This window comes from Nocardia sp. NBC_00881 (assembly GCF_045207455.1).
In the GTDB taxonomy this organism is placed as follows: Bacteria; Actinomycetota; Actinomycetes; order Mycobacteriales; family Mycobacteriaceae; genus Nocardia.
Genome location: NZ_CP108798.1, coordinates 7,364,620 through 7,383,753, shown reverse-complemented (window position 1 = coordinate 7,383,753; position 19,134 = coordinate 7,364,620). Strand labels below are relative to the sequence as shown.

Below are 19,134 nucleotides of genomic sequence, written 5' to 3'. Positions count from 1 at the left end.
TGGCACGGTCAACTCACTTTCTCCGGATGGAATGTCAGACATGCTCTGCCACAAGCTTTTCAGCATCTTCAGAAGACCCCGCGGAGACTGCTCGCCGGACGGGGATGGTAGCGGCGACGGCCGCGGCGACCAGTGCGACACCACAGCCGAGGAACAAACTGGTACGGAAGCCGTCCTCGGTCGGGATGCTGTGCCCGCCCACGGTCATGCTCATCTGCGCCAGCACGACGCCGATCACAGCCGCCGAGAACGAGGTACCCACCGAGCGCATCAAGGTGTTGAAGCTGTTGGCGGACGCCGTCTCCGACAGTGGCACCGCGGCCATGATCAGCGCGGGCATCGCGCCGTAGGCCAGGCCGACACCACTGTTGATGATGCAGAGCGAGATCAGCAGACCCCAGGTCGAGCCCATCAGCACGGTCGAGGCGCCGTAACCCAGCGCGATCACCAACCCACCCGCGATCAAGGTGACCTTCGGGCCGCGCACCGCCGACAGGCGGGCGCCCATCGGGGAAATCACCATCATCATCAGGCCCGACGGAGCCATCCACAAACCCATCGCCATCATCGACTGCCCCAGGCCGTACCCGGTGACCGTCGGCGCCTGCAGCAGCTGTGGCACGGTCAACATCGCCGCGTACATCGCGACGCCGACGACCAGGGAGGCCGCGTTGGTCAGCAGCACAGGAGGCTGCGCGGTCACCCGCAGATCGACAAGGGGGTCGGCGATGCGCAGTTCCCACCAGCCCCAGACCAGCAGCAGCACGATCGCTGCCGCGAACAAAGCCAGAATCGTGCCACTTCCCCAGCCCCAGGCGGCGCCCTTGGACACCGCCAACAACAGGCACACCAGCCCAGCGCCCAGCCCCAGCGCGCCGACGATGTCGAAACTGCCGCTGGCCTTGATCGGCGAGTCCGGCACCACAACCCAAATCGCCACGGCGATAAGCGCGCACAAGACAGCGGAGGCCCAGAACAGCACTCGCCAGTTCGAATACTCGGCGACCGCCGAAGAGACCGGCAGCCCGAAGGCCGCGCCGATGCCCAGCGATGCGCTCAGCAGCGCAACCGCCGCTCCCAGCCGTTCGGCCGGGAGCACATCGCGCATCAGGCTGATCCCGATCGGCACGATGCCGACACCCATGCCCTGCAGGCCGCGGCCGACGATCATCGGCAGTACCGAGGACGACACCGCACAGACCACCGAGCCGGCGATCAGCGGCACTGTCGACAACAGCAGAACGCGACGCTTGCCATACAGGTCGCCGAGCCGCCCGGCCACCGGCGTGGCCACCGCCGCCACCAGCAGCGTCGACGTCACCACCCACGACGCGTTCGACGCCGTCGTGTGCAGCAACTGCGGAAACTGCGCGATCAGCGGTATCACCACCGTCTGCATGATCGCCGCGGTGATGCCGGCAAACGCCAGCACTCCCACGATTCCGCCTGCTCGGGCGGATTCAGGCTTGTCCACACCAACCTCCAGAAGATCACATGTCATCAGACGTGCATAATGCACTTGACATGCAGTATGCATACAATATGCATTATGCACAAACCGACTGTGACACATTTCTCCTGTGGTATACCGACACTCGTCTGCGATGCGAGGCGCACAGGTCGACGAAAGGACAGCATGGACAAGCCCACAGACCAGGTCGAGTTCGAGGCCATGCTGCTCGGCCGCTACACGATCAACCCGCAGTATCCCCAGGAGACCGGCCTGCTCGAACGCAGCGCATACCTGCTGCTCAGCCGGCTCAGCATGGAGGGCCCGATGTCCATCGGACAGCTCTGCGACGCGTTCGGCCTGAACAGCTCGACCATCAACCGCCAGACCACCGCCTTGCTGCGTGCCGGGCTCGTCGAACGCATTCCCGACCCCGATGGCGGCATGGCCCGCAAATTCCGGATCACCGCGAAGGGCCGACGGCGGTTCGACACCGAACGCGCCACCAAGGTCACCGGCCTCGACGACATCATGCAGGACTGGGCGCCCGAAGACGTCGCCGCCTTCGCCGGATACCTGCGGCGCTTCAATCGCGATATCGAGCATCGGCGCGGACAACCGTGGCCGCGGCCCGAACCCGTGCGCCCGGACCTCGCAAGCAGCTGACCGCATAAGCACGGAGCGACGCCGCGTCAGAACGGAATGAGATCGGCGGCCGCCCATCGCCGCGCCGACGACGTACCGCGGTGGAAGGTCTCGATAGGATCAATCGAGACGGCCGGAACGGAGGCTGCGGTCAGAGCTTCCGCCTTGAAGGCCCGTGCGGCCACACTCAGCCGGTGTTGTACCGAGCCGATCCGGCGGTTCAGCTCACTCGGGCAATCCCCGCCCCACAGCATGACCTCTGCGAGACCGCGATCGAGAGCCTCGAGCACACCGCACTGGATACGATCGTCCGTTTCGACCAGCGCCCCGGCCAAGGTGATCGCGTCCGGTCGCACATCATTGGTGGGCGAGCCAAGCGCCAGCACGTTCGCCCCGAGAATCCGCAGCGGCAATGCATCCGCCGGGTTGTGGACCAGGACGATCGCATCCCATCCGGCTAGTACCCGATCGAACAACCAACCTCCGGCGAAGCGCACTGCATCGACCACGCTGGGAGCTACCACGGCCAGCCGGTATTTCAACGCATGGCGGCCTGGCGTCGACTCGCGCGCGATTGAGCGCGAACAGCTCTGACACCTTGGTCAGTGAAATCGAAGGGGCCCACCGAGAACCATGCCCGGTGGAATCTCCGCATGGGGAGCGAATTCGATGATCCCGCCGAGCCGGCGACTTTCGCGATCTAGTCGCGGTGGCACAACAAATCATGGGGGACGGTTCGCGTTCGTGGCTATCAGGCTTTGTTGTGGCCCGCACACAGTGACCGATTCATTTGCGGAACGCCGAAACGGCCCTGGTTTCAGCGGCCATGGGCAGATCGGGCGGCAACGGAATGGCATCAGGCGGCGCAGACGTCGGATCGGGACACGAACCCGGCCCGTGTCGAGACGACCTCAAGTTCAGCGTCCCACGGATGGGAAGTCAGGACAATGAATATCTGGCGCCACGGAGGAAGGATCGTCTGACATATGCCGGACCGTCTGGACATGGATCCCAACGTGCTCCGCCGCCTGGCCGACGGCCACGACGCGGCCGCGGCGCGGACCCGGGACTGGGCACGGCAGCCGAAGGACTGGCTGAAGAACTTCCGCGCCAGCTACGGCCCGATCGCCGCGCCGGTGGAGCGGGCAATGGTGCGCTACTACGGGGCTCGGGAACGCGCCGGCAACGCGATGGCCGACCAACACGCCCGCGCGGCACGGAACTTGCGTGAGGCCGCCGACTCGTTCGAGCGGGCCGACGACGAATACTCGCGGCGGATCCGCGAGTCGACAGTGGATCCGGGTGGCCCCGACAGACGGACCCCGATATCCGGACCCAGCCCGGACGAACCGCCGCCGCCGGGCCCTGCCGCACCGCCACCGAACCCGAGCGGTCCTCCACCAGGCCCGAGTGGCCCTCCGGGAGGGAACCCGATAATTGCCGGTGGTCCGCCAACCGGACCGGGCGACCCCTTTGTGCCGCCCAGTCCCGGCCTCTCGGTTCCGCCGGTATCAGGACCGGTCGGTACCACTGCTCCCCCACCCACCGCACCGGGGCCGACTCACGGTGTCATGCCTGGTCCGGCTGCGGTACCGACCGGAGGAGCAGCGGCGCCACCGGGTGGTGGGCCATCCGGTGGCGGTAGCGGGCCATCCGGCCCTTATGGTGGGCCATCCGGCCCCGGTGGCGGGCCATCGGCGCCGTCCCCGCCCGGTGGTGGACCACGATCCGGCCCTGCGATTCCCCCGTTCTCAGCGGCGGTGGCGGCCCGGAAACGCGCCGCCGACCCCGCGTACGTAGTCGGCGAACCGGTGAACGACGATCTGCTGATCGCCCGCACCCTGCTGGCCGCTGTATTGGGGGCGACGGAGTCGGTGGTGGCCGGTGTGGCGTGGGCAGTGGCGGTACTACGCGGCCCGTCCGGCGCGGGACTGTTCATCACCACCAACGAGGGCCGCGGGTGGCTGCCGGCGGGCGTGTTCTTGCCCCGTGAGGTGTCCAGCCCATGGCTCTGGGATGAGCTGCTCGACGACGGCACCGGCAGCCCATCCACCGCCTGGGAGGGTATTGCCGATCCCGCCCGGGTGCTGGTGGAGTTCGGTCGGGTGTGGGGACCGAAGGCCGGTGCCGCGCTCACCGCGCTGGTGTCGTCCGGACCGATCGATCCTGGACTGCGCGCCCAGCTCGGCAACGCCGCCACCGAGGGCATGGTAGGTCCCGCCCACGACGTCGACCTGCGGGTACCTACCGCCGACACTGCCGACCGGCTGGGGCTGACCGGATCCGTCGATGCCCTGGAACACGTTGCCTCGGTGCCCGATACGCAGCGGCGGGACCGCTGTCTGGAACTAGCCGCTGACGCGCATCTGCGCCTCGGCCGCACGGGGCCCATTCCGCCGGAGGCAGACGAAGCGGCACGATGGCGCGACCGGATCCTGGCGCGTCTGCAAGCCAGGCAGGAGGTTCCACGGCAGTGGTGGAACGAGCTGCGCGATGCCGATGATTGGCTCGCCGCGAGCCTGCTGACCCGCCGCCTCGATGTGGCCCGCGTCGGCCTCGGTGGTCTGCGCGTCGAGGCCAGCGCGGATGCCTTGCGTGCCCTCGCCTTCCAGCGCCGCTGCAACGAACTGGTCCTGCTGCTGGACGGCAAACCAGGCTGGCAGCAGTTGCGGGACGAGGTGTACGCACACGAGCAGGTGGTGAAACATCCGGCGTTCGCGGATGTTCGGGCGGTGGTGGCGGCGCCGGAAAGCCGCCGATACGAACGGCCTCTTGCCGTGCAACGGGTTACAGCGGAATCGAATGAACGTGCCGTGCCGCCGACTGTGACACATCAGACACCTCGGTCGACGGTAGGTCCGTTAGATTCCAGGCCTGGTCAATCATGAGCGCCTCCCTGCCCCGGCCCCGGTCAAGAGTTCTCGCGGATCGGCGCGGAGACGTCACCGAGCGCGGTCGGCCCGTTTCCGCGAGCAACGGCAAGTCCAGCACGCCCTGACCGCCATACAGTAGTTCCCTGGCCTGCGCGAGGAGAAGCGCGAGTTCTTCGTCGTTGGGCGCCGATCCGATCTGCTCGGGTCCCTCCACGCGGCGGCTGCGCTTGCTCACGATCTGCACCGCCGTCGCCCCCAAGGCGGTCACCACCTTACGCACGAACGAACCCACGCGATCAGACGCTTACGGCATTCCCAGACAAGGGATTTCAGTAACCACATTCAGCCGGAAAATAACCTGTCACACCAGGTCACAGTTCCGCCGATCGCGGAACTCCACAGAGGTGAAGCAACCCAGGTCCGACCGTAACTCGGAATTCGCCGAATTCGATGCGCGACCCTGAACTCGGTCAAGAGTTCTCGCGGATCGGCGCGGAGATAAGCCTCAAGAAAACGTAAAAATATCCGCAGAGATATGACTCAAGTAAGCGTAAAAGATTTCCGGCCGACTTGCTCGGTGTCGATGAATGGTCGATGCTGAACCGAGTTGTATATTCAATCGCCAGAGCATGGTGGTGCTGCACGTAATGAAGAGCAATTCGGTCGATCAGTCGCGGTACCGCGACTGGGACAGCGACAACTGCTGCGACGCCCCCACCCGCGCCGACTACGGCCCGATCGCCGCGCCGGTGGAGCGGGCAATGGTGCACTACTACGGGGCTCGGGAACGCGCCGGCAACACGATGGCCGACCAACACGACCGCGCGAACGGCAAACCGGGCCGGCAGCAATGGCAGGCTGCGGCGTATATACAACAGCACAGGGTGAAACATCCGGTGTTCGCGGATGTCCCGGCCCTACTCACGCCGGAGATGAACCGGGTCCGGGTTGCGATGGCGACCGGTGTCGTGGTCGCACCCGACCGTGTGACTATTCCATTCGACCGAGTTTTTGTGGTGCCGATCGGTCCTGCTCCGGATTCGGAACGTCCGTCCGTCAATAGTTCGCGAGGCTGAGGCTGCCATGGGTGATGTTTTCTACCAGTACAAAGACGGTGAGTGGGTCCTCGCCAATGATATCGGCAGCACACCACAGGAGGAGGGCTACTATTACTATGAAAACTCCGCTGGGGATATGCGGCCCTACTATTGCAGCGGAGACGGTAAATATCAGGCAATAAATTACGACGAGCGAAATGTCATCGATTCGGAGGGGAATCTACACAAGTACGACGGCGGTCCCACGCTGTCGAGAAGCTATTCGGATGTCTCTAGTACATCTACTTCACATATCTCGAGTGAAAATGTCGAGGGGTTCGATCCGCCGCCCCCCAGCGGCGGTAACGAAAACGATGAAGACGGCGACGGTTCAAGCGGCGACGAGCTTCCGGCTGTTGAAGACCGCCGTGGTGACCGGTTGGAGCCCGGGGAGAAGCTGGCCCCGGAAGGTTCCACAGAGGTCGACGAGGGCAAGGCGCGCAATTCGATCACCAACGGTGATTACACGCTGACGCTGGACGCGGACAAGCAGCTGATTCTCACCGACAAAGACGGTAATGAGCTGTGGGGGTACGCCGGAGCCGACGTCGCGGATCTGTTGACGGACCCGAACAACGATGTCAAGCTCGGGGTGGATGGCAGTATCAAGGTCATCGATCGCGACACCGGCGAAGTGCTGAGGGTCATCCGCGAAGCGGACGACACTAAGCATGTAAAGCTGGTGCTGCTGTACCACCCGCCGGCGGAGTCGGAGCCGTTGCGCATCGCGATCAACGAAGCGCAGAAGTGTCTGCAGCTGCAGGTGGACTGCTTCGGCAAGGGGAAGGCCTCACTGGCCGAGGATGTCGCGGACTGGCTGCAGAACGAGGGATTGCTCGACAAGGACAATAAATCGTCGACCACCGACTCCCACAATTCGTATCTCAACCAGGACACTCAGGTCAAGAAACACTTCAAAGACCTGGATGAGAAGATCCGGTCGATCGCCGTCGCTACGGAAGAGGAAACAATCGAGGGCGTCAATTCCATAACGGCCGAGATCGATGAACTCGACGAACAGCTGCATGCGATCGATGCCCTGAAAGACGTACAAACCAAGTCCGTGGGAACGATGGGATCTCATACCTACAAGCAAATTCTGCCGGACCTGGAGGAAGAACTCTTCACGGCGATCGACAAGACCGTGGAGGACGTCGACAAGATCGTCGACGACGCGCAGCAGGCCAACGAGGAAAAAGAAAGAGAAGTCGACGAGGATTCGCACGAATACAAGTCCGGATACGAAGACGGGTATCAGGCCGGGCTGGGCGATGCCGGAGGTCTGCTGCCGGCGGCGACCACCGAAGATTTCGGCGCCCAGACCGACTACAGCGACGTGTTCGGTGATCTCACGAACGCCGGCCTGACCGATGGGCTGACCGACGCCTCGGGTACTACGGGGGATGGTTCTTCGCTGTTCGACCAGTTGAGGAACAGCTTGACCGGGGGGGCGGTCCCTGCCGCCGCCGCCACGGGCGCAGGCGTAGGCGCGGCCGCCGCAGGCAGTGGCGCCAATTCGATGCTGGGCATGATGATGCCGATGATGATGATGCAGATGATGTCGCAGATGATGCAGCAGGCCCAGCAGAAGGACAGGGACCGTTCCCAGCGGGAGCGTGAGCAAGAGGCCCAGGAGCAAGAGGACCGACACAAGCAGCAGGAGCAGGCCACCGCGCAGCAGCAGGCGACCGTCACCACCGCCGCCCAGCAGACAGCCACCGCCGACCCCGCCGCGACCGCGCCACCACCGATCGGCGGGTCCGGCGCCATGGTGGACATGCGACTACCGAACGGAGCCACCCAAAAGGTTTCAGCCGCTGTGGCCGAGGCGGTCAACCGAGAGTTCAACAACCCCAACGGCAGCGACGCCCGCGCCGCCTACGCCGGCACACTCGGCGAATCCACCTCCGGCCACACCTGGACCACCATCGACAGCGCGAGCCTGCGCACCGGCGACATCGTGCAATGGGAGAACCGATCCGCGATCGCGGTAGTCACCGACGACGGACTGCACTACATCACCAACGGTCAACTCGTCCCCCTCGACCCCCACAATCCCGTCGACGACAACCACGGCCCCTACGGCGCCTTCCAGGGCTTCTTCCATCCCACCGGCGTCGACGCCGCCACCGCACCGACCGACACCCTCCCCACCGCCCCACCCACCATCGACATGAACCAATCCACCCCCACCGCACCACCACCCATCACCGCCCCCACACCCCAGGTCGCCGCCCCCGCCATCCCCGGCTGACAACCACCCACAACAGCTACCTGACCACACCACCCCCTACCGAGACGACCAGCGACCATCACCACAGCGGCATTCGGTCCTGGTCGCCTCAGCGGATGCCACGAGCGATTTCGGCGGCTACGGCCAGGGCGACATCGGCCTACGTCTGGCTCTCGCAGGGGCTGCTCGATGCGGTGCGATTCATGGGGCCGCCCAGGCAACTGGACGATCGGATGCGCAACGGCGACGTCGCGGTCGATACCCTACGGGCCGATCGACATCCAATTCGGGCTGACTCGTCGACGATCTCGGACGAGCAGCATGCACCTTCCTACCGCGCGGAGTGCCGAGTGTCCTGATCGGCGCGCGCGTCCGGGCTGGCAATGCCTGCGCAGCGACCCTTACCTGCTCGGCCTGATGAGTGCGTCGCGGGCCGTGGCGATTTCGTTCCGATACCGGCTCCCGTGGAGCTCGGCTGACAGAGAAGTGCATCGAGGCCGCGCCGAATCGGACACGAACCGGCCCGTGCCGGACGTCGAGTCGCCCCTCGGGTTCAGCGTCCCACGGATGGGAAGTAAGGACAATGAATATCTGGCGCCACGGAGAAAGGATCGTCTGACATATGCCGGACCGTCTGGACATAGATCCCCACGCGCTCCGCCGCCTGGCCGGCGGCCACGACGCGGCCGCGGCGCGGACCCGGGACTGGGCACGGCAGCCGACGGACTGGCTGAAGAACTTCCGCGCCAGCTACGGCCCGATCGCCGCGCCGGTGGAGCGGGCAATGGTGCGCTCCTACGGGGCTCGGGAACGCATCGGCAACGCGATGGCCGACCAACACGACCGCGCGAACGGCAAACCGGGCCGGCAGCGATGGCAGGATGCGGCGTACATACACGAGCAGATGGTGAAGCATCCGGTGTTCGCGGATGTCCCGGCCGTGCTGACGCCAGAGATGAACCGGGTGCGGGTTGCGGTGGCGACCGGTGTCGTGGCCGCACCCGACGCGACTATTCCATTCGACCGAGTTTCTGTGGTGCCGATCGGTCCTGCTCCGGATTCGGAACGTCCGTCCGTCAATAGTTCGCGAGGCTGAGGCTGCCATGGGTGATGTTTTCTACCAGTACAAAGACGGTAAGTGGGTCCTCGCCAATGACATCGGCAGCACACCGGAGGACAAGGGCTACTATTACTATGAAAACTCCGCTGGGGATATGCAGCCCTACTACTGCAGCGGAGACGGTAAATATCAGGCAATAAATTACAACGAGCGAAATGTCATCGATTCGGAGGGGAATCTACACAAGTACGACGGCGGCCAAACCCTTTCGAGAAGCTACTCGGATGTCTCCAAGACATCAACTTCACATATCTCGGATGAAAAGATCGAGGGATTCGATCCGCCACCACCCCCCGAAAAGAAAGAACCCACCGCCGAAGAAAAACTGCCGCCTGTCGATGATCGTCGTGATGACCGGCTGGAGCCCGGGGAGAAGCTGGCCCCGGCAGATTCCAAAGAGGTCGACGAGGGCAAGGCGCGCAATTCGATCACCAACGGTGATTACACGCTGACGCTGGACGCGGACAAACAGCTGATTCTCACCGACAAAGACGGTAATAAGCTGTGGGGGTACGCCGGAGCCGACGTCGCGGATCTCCTGACGGACCCGAACAACGATGTCAAGCTCGGGGTGGATGGTAGTATCAAGGTCATCGATCGCGACACCGGCAAGGTGTTGAGGACCATCCTTCCCGAAGCCCCGCCCAAGCATGTGGAGCTGGTGCTGCTGTACCACCCGCCGGCGGAGTCGGAGCCATTGCGCATCGCGATCAACGAAGCTCAGAAATGTCTACAACTGCAGGTGGACTGCTTCGGCAAGGGGAAGGCCTCACTGGCCAAGGATGTCGCGGACTGGCTGCAGAACGAGGGATTGCTCGACAAGGACAATAAGTCGTCGACCACCGACTCGCACAATTCGTATCTCAACCAGGACACTCAGGTCAAGAACCACTTCAAAGACCTGGACGAGAAGATCCGGTCGATCGCCGTCGCTACCGACCAGAAAAACAGCGACTCGTTCAAATCGATAATGGCCGCGATCGATGAACTCGACGAACAGCTGCGTGCGATCGATGCCGTGAAAGACGTACAAACCAAGTCCGTGGGAGAGATGGGATATCATACCTACAAACAAATTCTGCCGGACCTGGAGGAAGAACTCTTCACGGCGATCGACAAGACCGTGGAGGACGTCGACAAGATCGTCGACGACGCAAAGCAAACCAACGAGGAAAAAGAAAGAGAAGTCGACGAGGATTCGCCCGAATACAAGTCCGGATACGAAGACGGGTATCAGGCCGGGCTGGGCGATACCGGGGGAACGCCGCCACCCGCGACCACCGAAACACCCCCGCAGGACTACAGCGACGTGTTCGGTGATCTCACGAACGCCGGCCTGACCGACGGGCTGACCGATGGCCTGACCGACGGGCTGACCGATGGCGTGACCGATGCCTCGGGTACCACGGGGGATGGTTCTTCGCTGTTCGACCAGCTGAGGGATAGCTTGACCGGGGGGGCGGTCCCTGCCGCCGCCGCCACGGGCGCAGGCGTAGGCGCGGCCGCCGCAGGCAGTGGCGCCAATTCGATGCTGGGCATGATGATGCCGATGATGATGATGCAGATGATGTCGCAGATGATGCAGCAGGCCCAGCAGAAGGACAGGGACCGTTCCGAGCGGGAGCGTGAGCAAGAGGCCCAGGAGCAAGAGGACCGACACAAGCAGCAGGAGCAGGCCACCGCGCAGCAGCAGGCGACCGTCACCACCGCCGCCCAGCAGACAGCCACCGCCGACCCCGCCGCGACCGCGCCACCACCGATCGGCGGGTCCGGCGCCATGGTGGACATGCGACTACCGAACGGAGCCACCCAAAAGGTTTCAGCCGCTGTGGCCGAGGCGGTCAACCGAGAGTTCAACAACCCCAACGGCAGCGACGCCCGCGCCGCCTACGCCGGCACACTCGGCGAATCCACCTCCGGCCACACCTGGACCACCATCGACAGCGCGAGCCTGCGCACCGGCGACATCGTGCAATGGGAGAACCGATCCGCGATCGCGGTAGTCACCGACGACGGACTGCACTACATCACCAACGGTCAACTCGTCCCCCTCGACCCCCACAATCCCGTCGACGACAACCACGGCCCCTACGGCGCCTTCCAGGGCTTCTTCCATCCCACCGGCGTCGACGCCGCCACCGCACCGACCGACACCCTCCCCACCGCCCCACCCACCATCGACATGAACCAATCCACCCCCACCGCACCACCACCCATCACCGCCCCCACACCCCAGGTCGCCGCCCCCGCCATCCCCGGCTGACAACCACCCACAACAGCTACCTGACCACACCACCCCCTACCGAGACGACCAGCGACCAACCAACCATCACCACAACGGCATCAGTTCGACCACCTCTTCGGCCGAATCCGAAGTCTCCATGAGTGATCCACGATTCCATGCGTCCTGGCCGATCTTCTCCGCTGGCGGCGCGTCCTCGATGGTCGCACCGTACACCGAGCCGAGCCCGCACCTTTTCGCAAAGAAATACGAAAGCACTTTCACACACAGCCAGCGTTCAGTAGGCTCGAATGTTTGTGCGCGGCATACCGGAGGGGGACGGACAGCGTGCCATCGTAAAACGACTTCATGGTTCCGTCGCTGTCTACGCGTATCTGGTCGGCGCCGGATTCCGCAAACAGTCACAGTACAAGCTGGCGATGTTCGCCGGGTTGTTCACCAACTGTGTGTTCGGGTTCGTACGCGCGGCGGTACTGGTCGCCGCGGTAGACGCCACGGGTGACTTCGGCGGCTACGACCAGGGCACCATCGGCGCCTACGTGTGGCTCTCGCAAGGGCTTCTCGGTGCGGTGCAGTTCATGGGGCCGCTAGGCCAGCTGGACGATCGAGTGCGCAACGGCGACATCGCGGTCGATTTCCTGCGCCCGGTCGACATCCAATTCGGCTACCTCGCCGATGATCTCGGACGAGCTGTGTGCACTTTCCTGCCACGCGGAGTGCCGAGCGTGCTTGTGGGCGCGCTCACGTTCGGGCTGGCGATGCCGGGAACGCCCGTCCCGTATCTGCTCGGCGTGGTAAGTGTGCTACTGGCCGTGGCAATCTCGTTTCTGTGCCGATTCGCCGTGGCGCTGATCGGATTTTGGGTCGTCGAGACCCGCGGTATCCGCCAGCTGTACTACGCAGCGGGAACTTTCCTCGCCGGGCTTTTCGTGCCGGTGCACATGTTTCCGTCTTGGCTGCGCGCGATCGCGGACGCCACCCCGTTTCCGTCGATCCTGCAGTCCCCGGTCGACCTGATCTCGGGCCGGATCACCGGAGCGGAAGCCTTTGCGGTCGTCGGGGTCCAGGTGTTCTGGGTATTGGTGATCGGGTCGGCCGGTCGAGTGCTGCTGGTCGCTGGACGTCGCAGGCTGGAGGTGCAGGGTGGTTGAGGTCGCGCCGTCCCGCTCAGGGTCGTGGTCGACACCCTATGTGGCGGTGCTGCGCTCTCGGATACGCGCCCAGCGCAGCTATCGACTGTCCTTCGCGAGCGAGGTTTTCAGCGCAATCGTGATGGGTCTCATCGAGTTCGCGGAAGTCTGGCTCATCTTCCGCACCGCGCGGGTGCTGGGCGGCCTGGACTTGGATGCGGCGCTGCTGCTATTCGGACTGAGTCACTCGAGTTTCGCGCTATCCCAGGTTTTGTTCGGGCACCTGGACACCTTGCCTGCGCTCATCAGAATGGGACAACTCGATGCCTATCACCTCCGGCCGCAACCGCTACTGCTGCAACTGATCACCAGCGACATCTCGCTGCGCAGATTCGCCAGGGCCGCGGTCGCGATCGGAGTGCTGGGGATTGCCTTGGTGCGCAACGACATCGACTGGGGACCGAAGACGACCGCACTGCTCACACTGACGATGTCCGGCGGTGTCGCGCTGTTCGGCGGCGTGTTCGTCTGCGCCGCCGGACTCCAATTCTTTCTGATCGACGGTTCCGAGCTCACCAACAGCTTCACCTACGGCGGCTCGTTCGCCGCCACTCAGCCCGTGTCGGTGTTCCCCACGCCGATGAGACTGCTGTTCGGATTCGCCATCCCCGTCGCGTTCACCGCCTACTTGCCCACCCTCGCGCTACTTCGACTGCCCGGTCCGCCCTTGCTTCCCGCCTGGCTCGCCTGGCTGATTCCGCTCGCAACACTGTGGGTGTGGCTTCTCGCGCTGTACCTCTGGCGGCTTGGTACACGGCATTACCAGGGAGGCGGCGGATGAGTATGACGCGACCGGACGCGATCGTCGATATGAACGAGCTGACCAGGCAATTCACCCTCTACCGCAAAAACGGGCGTCGCTGGCGACGACGCCGAGAGACACTCACGGCGGTCGACCGGATGACCTTTCGGATCGAGCGGGGCGCCGCCGTCGGCTACATCGGCGCCAATGGCGCGGGCAAGTCCACCACCATCAAGATGCTCACCGGCATCCTGGTGCCCACGTCCGGCACCGTCCGCACCTGCGGGCTGGACCCGGTGCGCCAGCGTCGGGAACTGGCCGGGCGGATCGGAGTGGTGTTCGGCCAGCGGTCCCAGCTCTGGTGGGATCTGCCGCTGCGCGAGTCGTTTTCGATCCTCGCCGCGATCCACCGGCTAGAGCCGGACAGCGCGCGCAAGCGCACGCACGAGCTGGTCGAGCAGCTGGAAATGGCGGAAACGCTCGACACGCCCGTGCGCCAGCTGTCGCTCGGTCAACGCATGCGTGCGGAAGTAGCCGCGGCGCTGCTGCATTCACCCGAACTCGTGATTCTCGACGAGCCGACCATCGGCCTGGACGTGTTGTCCAAACAGCGATTGCGCGAGTTCCTCCGGGCCGAGCGCGCCGATCGCGGAACCACCCTGCTGCTCACCACGCACGACATGGGCGATATCGAAAGGCTCTGCGGCCGCGTGCTCGTCGTCGACCACGGCCGTCTGGTGTACGACGGGTCGTTGACCGGATTGGCGACTACTGTCGGCGCGAAGCGAGTGCTGGTGGTCGATTTGGCCGAGCCGACACCGGACATCGACGACCTCCCCTCGGCTCAACTGCTGGCCAGCGAGGGCAACGGTATGCGGCAGCGGCTGGCCTTCGATCCGGAGAAGATCACGGCCGCACAACTGCTCGCCGCCGTGTCGGATCGGGCCGAAGTGCGGGATCTGTCGATCGAAGAACCTGAGATCGAGGACGTGGTCCGGCGGATATACGAATCCGCCCGCTGATTCAGCGGGCGGATTCGGTCGGAGTGACAGAATTATCGATGTTCACTGTGTTTCGCGTGCGCCCTGATCGAGACGGAAGGGCGGGTACTCGTCACGCATCAGGCTCGCATAGGCCTGGACCCGGATGAGCCAGCGGTTGATACCCAGCACGAAGTCGAACACCCCCTGCGGGTAGCGCGCCGTGAACAGCAACGCGATCAGCGCGACGATCAGCAGGATGCTGAGCAGCGGAATCGAGCCACCACCGCCCCAGTCGTCGGAATCGCCCATCCCGACGGCGACGCCTCCGCTGACCATCGCGGCGACGATCAAATAGTGCGGGATGGCCAGCAGCCACCATTTCACCAACACCAGACCTCGGTGCAGCGTCTCCGGATAATCGATCTCCAAATCGGCCGGGTACTCCGCGTTCGGCTGCAGGCTGAACGGCGGGTACTTGTCGGTGCCGAGCACCGACAGGGAGTAGAAGGTGACCCGCCAGCCCCAGCGCATGACACCGACATTGAAATCGAACAGCGCCCGCGGATACTTGCCGGTGATCAGGATCGCGAAGAAGGCGACGATCGTCAGCACCAGGTAGGCGAGATGCAGGAAGAAAAGCGCAATATAGTGCGGGATGGCCAATAGCCACTTGACCAGCCACATCCACCGCGACAGCGCGGGGTCGAGATCTCCTCGAACGCGAATCGGGTTGGGCGGGACGGGCTTCTCGGGTTCCATGATCGACGTTCCTTCCGGGTGCTCCGATGCAAGCTGCAACCAGTGCGGGATGTCCTGATTGTCGCGTATGGGACTACCAGGTACGGCACCTTCTGATACCGACACGCCAACGATCCGAAATTGCGTCGCACGGGGACTCGATCCGTGGGAGCTGGATGGCAATGAGGTCGCGCGGCCTCGATGGTACGGCCGAACCACCATTCCCAGTCTCGGGCGGCGGACGCGATCCGTGGTCAGACCGGTCCGCTCCCCTGCGCCGAATACAAACTGACCTCGCCCTCCTCGCTGAGGAAGGCGTTCACCAGCATGGTGCGACTGGCCCGGAGTTCATCCTGGTCCGGGGCGGCGGTCGTGATCGAAATCTGCGGAATGACAGCCCAGTTCACCACGTACCGCTCCGGCGGGCCGTCGTCGTCGGACAGGCGGGCAAGGCGGAAGACCGAGATGGTCTTGCGGACGATGAGGTCACGCACGACCTCCGCGATTCGCTCAGGGTCTTCCAGGGCGAACATGAAGCCGAATGTCAACTCGGGCGATGACACATAGGCGGGCACGAACATCGAGGCTAGTCGATCGGACCACGCCGCGCAGCCGCTGCACCGAACCGATTGCTGCTCATGCGCTCGGGCGATCGGGAACCGAACCGCAGGCGATTCTCAGTGACCGATCTGTAACGGAACATAACAATTCTCCGCCAGCTTCGAGATTTTTACATCGCGCTATTGCGCGAATTCGACGACCGCGCTTTCCTGAAATTGTCCCGATTTCTCGGGCCGTCGCACTCGTCGCATCGTCGCGGATTTCCCGGTTTCTCCGCCATGTCGGTGAACCGTGGGGTGAGGTCCGGACGCGGGACTGCGCCGGAGCCGAGGGGTGCCCCTCGAAATCCCCCTCGGCCCTGGCGTATCCAGGATTCGAATCGTCGCCGCAGGGGAATACCATGCCAGCGGAATACGCTGAACTTCGTTTCGGAGGCGAGGAGCTGCGACCGCGCGCCGCGCTACTTCGCGCACGCCCCAAGGCCCTTCTGGTGAAAAATTACCTGCGCGGCCGAATCCACTGCAGGTGGGCGTGGAAGCCCACCTGCAGTGGACCGGACCAGCTGACCGACGGATACCGGAATCCGATCGCCGACGCCATCGAACGCGGGCGCTGATTACCGATGTGGTGATCAGCGCGGCTTGTCGACCTCGGGCTCGACGACCTCGGCGTCGACGAACGCCTCCGGCGCGGTCGGCGACGGCTCGGCGACGGGGGCCGCGACATCGTCGCGATCGCGATCCTGCTGTACCGCCGCGTCCTTCCTGGCCGCGGCGGCTGCCTCGTTCATCTCGATCGCATCGGTGATCCACTCACCGATCTCCCTGGTGACCTCCGCGACGGTGCCGGTGATGATGTGAGCGATATTGCCGACATGCTTGGCGCCCGAGGATGTCAATTCCTGAATGAGATCCTTGTTGCTTTCGAATTTCCCGATCATTCACACGCCCACTTCGCTCGCCTTTCGCTGACGCATCACGATAACACCGGGAGATGGTTCGCTCCCGACCATGCGGGGCGGCAGCGCGAGTTTGAAAATTTTCTTCCATACCGAGCCGATCTGCTTGCCCAGCGAACCGGTGTTGTACGGCAGCCCATATTTTTCACACAATGCGCGCACGGTGGGCGCGATCTCGGGGTAGCGACTCGCGGGCAGGTCGGGGAACAGGTGGTGTTCGATCTGGTGCGACAAATTGCCCGACATGATGTGGAACAGCTTGCTTCCGGTAATGTTCGCCGAGCCGAGCATCTGGCGGATGTACCACTCGCCGCGGGTCTCGTCCGCGGTCTCCTCCTCGGTGAACGTCTGTACGCCGGTCGGGAAGTGGCCGCAGAAGATGATCGCGAAGGCCCATACGTTGCGAACCAGGTTGGCGGTGACGTTGCCCGCCAGCGTGTGGAAGAACAGCGGCCCGGTCAGCGCGGGAAACACCAGGTAGTCCTTGAGTACCTGCTTGCTCGCCTTGCGCCACTGTCCGAGGATCAGCTGCTTGACCTCCGGCCACTTCTTCTTGCCGCTCAGGATGTTTTCGATCTCGAGGTCGTGACCCATCACGCCCCACTCGAACAGGACCATGAGCACGAACGCGTACAGCGGCTGCCCGAGACGCAGCGCATTCCAGTTCTGGCCCTCGTCCATCCGCAGGATGGAATAGCCGATGTCGCGGTCCTTGTTGTGGATGTTGGTGTAGGTGTGGTGCAGATAGTTGTGCGAGTGCTTCCACTGGTCCGCCGGGCAGACCGTGTCCCACTCGAAGACGCGGGAATTCAGGCCGGGCTCGCGCATCCAGTCGTACTGGCCGTGCATCACGTTGTGGCCGATTTCCATGTTGTCCAGGATCTTCGACACGCTCAGCGCGGCCACGGCGGCCAGCCAGAACGGCGGAAGGAAGCCGAGGTACATGAGTCCCCGCCCGGCGATCTCGAAACCTCGCTGCGCCTTGATGATGGAGTAGAGGTACTCCCGGTCACGCTCGCCGAGATCGGCGACGATCGCGGCGCGCAGCGCATCGAGTTCGCGGCCGAGTTCCTCGATCTGCTCCGGGCTCAGGACCAGTGGTCCGTCTTGGGTTTCGGTGAGGATGGTCATGATTACTACCCCTTCGTTGTCAGATGTCGATCTCGACGTCGCCGACCGGCGCGCTGATACACAGCTGGATCGGCTGATCGGGATCGCTGTCGCACTCGCCGGTGCGCACATTGCGCGTGCAGCCGGTGCGGCGGACCGCGGTGCAGGAGAAGCAGATCCCCATGCGACAGCCGTATTCCGGCGTCAGGCCGGCGGATTCGGCCTGCTCCAGCAGGGTGGCGCCGTTGTTGTCCGCGCTCACCCGGCTGGCCGAGAAATTGACCGTGCCATACGTTTCCGTCGCCTCGATCGGTGCGACGGACAGGGTGAACTCCTCGGTGTGCAAACGGTCGTCCAGCTGCTCGGCCTCGTAGACTTTGCGCACCGCATCCATCAGCGACCGCGGGCCGCACACATAGGTCTGCGCGTCGGCGAACCAAGGCGCCACGCGCTCCAGTTCGTCGTAATCGAAGTACCCGCTGCCCTGCGCGGGCGCGACGTCCACTTCTGCCGCGCCGGGGTCGACCCGCTTCGCGACCCTCCTCGATCGCCACGGATGACGCAGCTCGATCCGGAAGTTCTGGTGCCGCCGCGCGATGACGTCGAGCTCGGTGCGGTGCGGCACCACCTCCGCCGATTTCGCGTAGTGCAAGAACACGACCTCGCCCCGGTGACCCTCTGCGGCCAACGTGCGCAGCATGGACAGCACCGGCGTGATGCCGCTGCCGCCGCTGATCAGCAGCACTCGCTCCGGGCGCGGCTCGGGGAGCCGGAACACGCCGTCGGCGGGCGTCAGGTCGACCACCATGCCGGGTGTGGCGTTGCGGTAGAGGAACTGCGACACCAGACCGCCGGGATGCGCCTTGACGGTGAGCTGGATGTGGCGATCCCGGCCGTTCTCCGGATTGACCGGCGAATAGCACCTGGCGTGCCGAACGCCGTCGATTACCACGCCGATCTGGACGTACTGCCCGGCGGCATGGCCTTTCCACTGCCGGGTCGGGCGCAGCGCGAGCGTTACCGACCCCGGCACGGAACGGTCCGCGTGGGTGATTTCGGCCCGCATGTCCCGGACGGTCAGCGTGGGGCGGACCAGTTCCAGGTACCGGTCCAGCGGGTGTGGCGAGGTCAGGGTCTGCACCAGGTTGATGAGATCCACCATTCGTTCTCCATGCCTCTTGTCTGCTGAGGA

18 protein-coding genes are annotated in these 19,134 nt (G+C 64.3%); 10 read left to right on the top strand and 8 right to left on the bottom strand.

What is annotated here, in order from left to right:
- Positions 1–34: 34 nt before the first annotated feature.
- The gene (locus OH799_RS31300) at positions 35–1,501 is read right to left on the bottom strand and encodes an MFS transporter (RefSeq protein WP_406282764.1); all 1,467 of its coding nucleotides are present in this window, start codon (positions 1,499–1,501) and stop codon (positions 35–37) included.
- A 135-nt stretch (positions 1,502–1,636) separates the two neighbouring features.
- Here OH799_RS31300 and OH799_RS31295 point away from each other — a divergent pair, with 135 nt between their 5' ends.
- Positions 1,637–2,116: a MarR family winged helix-turn-helix transcriptional regulator gene (locus OH799_RS31295; RefSeq protein WP_406271638.1), complete on the top strand. Its 480-nt coding sequence runs from the start codon at positions 1,637–1,639 to the stop codon at positions 2,114–2,116.
- Positions 2,117–2,142: 26 nt separating this feature from the next.
- Here the strand turns inward: OH799_RS31295 and OH799_RS31290 are convergent, their stop codons facing one another.
- On the bottom strand, positions 2,143–2,637 hold the full coding sequence (locus tag OH799_RS31290) for a hypothetical protein (RefSeq protein ID WP_406271635.1): 495 nt from the start codon (positions 2,635–2,637) through the stop codon (positions 2,143–2,145).
- Positions 2,638–3,081: 444 nt separating this feature from the next.
- Between OH799_RS31290 and OH799_RS31285 the strand changes: the two genes are divergently transcribed.
- The 5 genes from OH799_RS31285 to OH799_RS31265 all read left to right on the top strand — a co-directional run bounded on the left by OH799_RS31285 (position 3,082) and on the right by OH799_RS31265 (position 11,681).
- The gene (locus OH799_RS31285; RefSeq protein ID WP_406271632.1) at positions 3,082–4,983 is read left to right on the top strand and encodes a type VII secretion target; all 1,902 of its coding nucleotides are present in this window, start codon (positions 3,082–3,084) and stop codon (positions 4,981–4,983) included.
- Positions 4,984–5,615: 632 nt separating this feature from the next.
- Positions 5,616–6,044: a hypothetical protein gene (locus OH799_RS31280; RefSeq protein WP_406271630.1), complete on the top strand. Its 429-nt coding sequence runs from the start codon at positions 5,616–5,618 to the stop codon at positions 6,042–6,044.
- Between the two features lie 7 nt (positions 6,045–6,051).
- Positions 6,052–8,319 carry a hypothetical protein gene (locus tag OH799_RS31275; protein WP_406271628.1) on the top strand — a complete coding sequence of 756 codons (2,268 nt, stop codon included), beginning with the start codon at positions 6,052–6,054 and terminating at the stop codon, positions 8,317–8,319.
- A gap of 601 nt (positions 8,320–8,920) precedes the next feature.
- Entirely contained in the window at positions 8,921–9,394 is a 474-nt protein-coding gene (locus tag OH799_RS31270; protein ID WP_406271626.1) for a type VII secretion target, read from the top strand.
- 7 nt (positions 9,395–9,401) lie between these two features.
- Positions 9,402–11,681 (top strand): hypothetical protein, encoded by a 2,280-nt coding sequence (locus OH799_RS31265; RefSeq protein WP_406271623.1) that lies wholly within the window; start codon positions 9,402–9,404, stop codon positions 11,679–11,681.
- A 66-nt stretch (positions 11,682–11,747) separates the two neighbouring features.
- On the opposite strand, the gene OH799_RS31260 is transcribed toward OH799_RS31265, so the two are convergent.
- Entirely contained in the window at positions 11,748–11,876 is a 129-nt protein-coding gene (locus tag OH799_RS31260) for a hypothetical protein (protein WP_406271620.1), read from the bottom strand.
- Between the two features lie 74 nt (positions 11,877–11,950).
- On the opposite strand from OH799_RS31260, the gene OH799_RS31255 reads away from it, so the two are divergent.
- From OH799_RS31255 to OH799_RS31245, 3 genes are read left to right on the top strand one after another with little or no spacing between them, the layout of a single operon-like run.
- Positions 11,951–12,811 carry an ABC transporter permease gene (locus OH799_RS31255; RefSeq protein ID WP_406271617.1) on the top strand — a complete coding sequence of 287 codons (861 nt, stop codon included), beginning with the start codon at positions 11,951–11,953 and terminating at the stop codon, positions 12,809–12,811.
- Positions 12,804–13,631 (top strand): ABC transporter permease, encoded by an 828-nt coding sequence (locus OH799_RS31250; RefSeq protein WP_406271614.1) that lies wholly within the window; start codon positions 12,804–12,806, stop codon positions 13,629–13,631. The genes OH799_RS31255 and OH799_RS31250 overlap by 8 nt, the downstream gene beginning before the upstream one ends.
- Positions 13,628–14,614 (top strand): ATP-binding cassette domain-containing protein, encoded by a 987-nt coding sequence (locus OH799_RS31245; protein ID WP_406271611.1) that lies wholly within the window; start codon positions 13,628–13,630, stop codon positions 14,612–14,614. The genes OH799_RS31250 and OH799_RS31245 overlap by 4 nt, the downstream gene beginning before the upstream one ends.
- A gap of 42 nt (positions 14,615–14,656) precedes the next feature.
- Here the strand turns inward: OH799_RS31245 and OH799_RS31240 are convergent, their stop codons facing one another.
- Together OH799_RS31240 and OH799_RS31235 are read right to left on the bottom strand one after the other, a co-directional pair.
- Entirely contained in the window at positions 14,657–15,334 is a 678-nt protein-coding gene (locus OH799_RS31240; RefSeq protein ID WP_406271608.1) for a DUF4389 domain-containing protein, read from the bottom strand.
- 233 nt (positions 15,335–15,567) lie between these two features.
- Positions 15,568–15,894, bottom strand: a complete 327-nt coding sequence (locus OH799_RS31235; protein WP_406271605.1) for a hypothetical protein — start codon at positions 15,892–15,894, stop codon at positions 15,568–15,570.
- A gap of 380 nt (positions 15,895–16,274) precedes the next feature.
- Between OH799_RS31235 and OH799_RS31230 the strand changes: the two genes are divergently transcribed.
- The gene (locus OH799_RS31230; RefSeq protein ID WP_406271602.1) at positions 16,275–16,490 is read left to right on the top strand and encodes a hypothetical protein; all 216 of its coding nucleotides are present in this window, start codon (positions 16,275–16,277) and stop codon (positions 16,488–16,490) included.
- A 15-nt stretch (positions 16,491–16,505) separates the two neighbouring features.
- On the opposite strand, the gene OH799_RS31225 is transcribed toward OH799_RS31230, so the two are convergent.
- Genes OH799_RS31225 through OH799_RS31215 form a run of 3 tightly spaced genes read right to left on the bottom strand, consistent with a single transcriptional unit; the run spans position 16,506 to position 19,104 of the window.
- Positions 16,506–16,814: a hypothetical protein gene (locus tag OH799_RS31225; RefSeq protein WP_406271599.1), complete on the bottom strand. Its 309-nt coding sequence runs from the start codon at positions 16,812–16,814 to the stop codon at positions 16,506–16,508.
- Positions 16,815–17,963, bottom strand: coding sequence for a fatty acid desaturase family protein (locus tag OH799_RS31220; RefSeq protein WP_406271596.1), 1,149 nt, complete (start codon positions 17,961–17,963; stop codon positions 16,815–16,817).
- 19 nt (positions 17,964–17,982) lie between these two features.
- Positions 17,983–19,104 carry a ferredoxin reductase gene (locus OH799_RS31215; protein WP_406271593.1) on the bottom strand — a complete coding sequence of 374 codons (1,122 nt, stop codon included), beginning with the start codon at positions 19,102–19,104 and terminating at the stop codon, positions 17,983–17,985.
- Positions 19,105–19,134 lie beyond the last annotated feature (30 nt).

Bases quoted from the DNA above. Each gene is read 5' to 3' on its own strand.
- OH799_RS31300 (WP_406282764.1), bottom strand. From the start codon at position 1,501: ATGACATGTGATCTTCTGGAGGTTGGTGTGGACAAGCCTGAATCCGCC.
- OH799_RS31295 (WP_406271638.1), top strand. From the start codon at position 1,637: ATGGACAAGCCCACAGACCAGGTCGAGTTCGAGGCCATGCTGCTCGGC.
- OH799_RS31285 (WP_406271632.1), top strand. From the start codon at position 3,082: ATGCCGGACCGTCTGGACATGGATCCCAACGTGCTCCGCCGCCTGGCC.
- OH799_RS31280 (WP_406271630.1), top strand. From the start codon at position 5,616: ATGAAGAGCAATTCGGTCGATCAGTCGCGGTACCGCGACTGGGACAGC.
- OH799_RS31275 (WP_406271628.1), top strand. From the start codon at position 6,052: ATGGGTGATGTTTTCTACCAGTACAAAGACGGTGAGTGGGTCCTCGCC.
- OH799_RS31270 (WP_406271626.1), top strand. From the start codon at position 8,921: ATGCCGGACCGTCTGGACATAGATCCCCACGCGCTCCGCCGCCTGGCC.
- OH799_RS31265 (WP_406271623.1), top strand. From the start codon at position 9,402: ATGGGTGATGTTTTCTACCAGTACAAAGACGGTAAGTGGGTCCTCGCC.
- OH799_RS31255 (WP_406271617.1), top strand. From the start codon at position 11,951: ATGTTTGTGCGCGGCATACCGGAGGGGGACGGACAGCGTGCCATCGTA.
- OH799_RS31245 (WP_406271611.1), top strand. From the start codon at position 13,628: ATGAGTATGACGCGACCGGACGCGATCGTCGATATGAACGAGCTGACC.
- OH799_RS31240 (WP_406271608.1), bottom strand. From the start codon at position 15,334: ATGGAACCCGAGAAGCCCGTCCCGCCCAACCCGATTCGCGTTCGAGGA.
- OH799_RS31235 (WP_406271605.1), bottom strand. From the start codon at position 15,894: ATGTTCGTGCCCGCCTATGTGTCATCGCCCGAGTTGACATTCGGCTTC.
- OH799_RS31230 (WP_406271602.1), top strand. From the start codon at position 16,275: ATGCCAGCGGAATACGCTGAACTTCGTTTCGGAGGCGAGGAGCTGCGA.
- OH799_RS31225 (WP_406271599.1), bottom strand. From the start codon at position 16,814: ATGATCGGGAAATTCGAAAGCAACAAGGATCTCATTCAGGAATTGACA.
- OH799_RS31220 (WP_406271596.1), bottom strand. From the start codon at position 17,963: ATGACCATCCTCACCGAAACCCAAGACGGACCACTGGTCCTGAGCCCG.
- OH799_RS31215 (WP_406271593.1), bottom strand. From the start codon at position 19,104: ATGGTGGATCTCATCAACCTGGTGCAGACCCTGACCTCGCCACACCCG.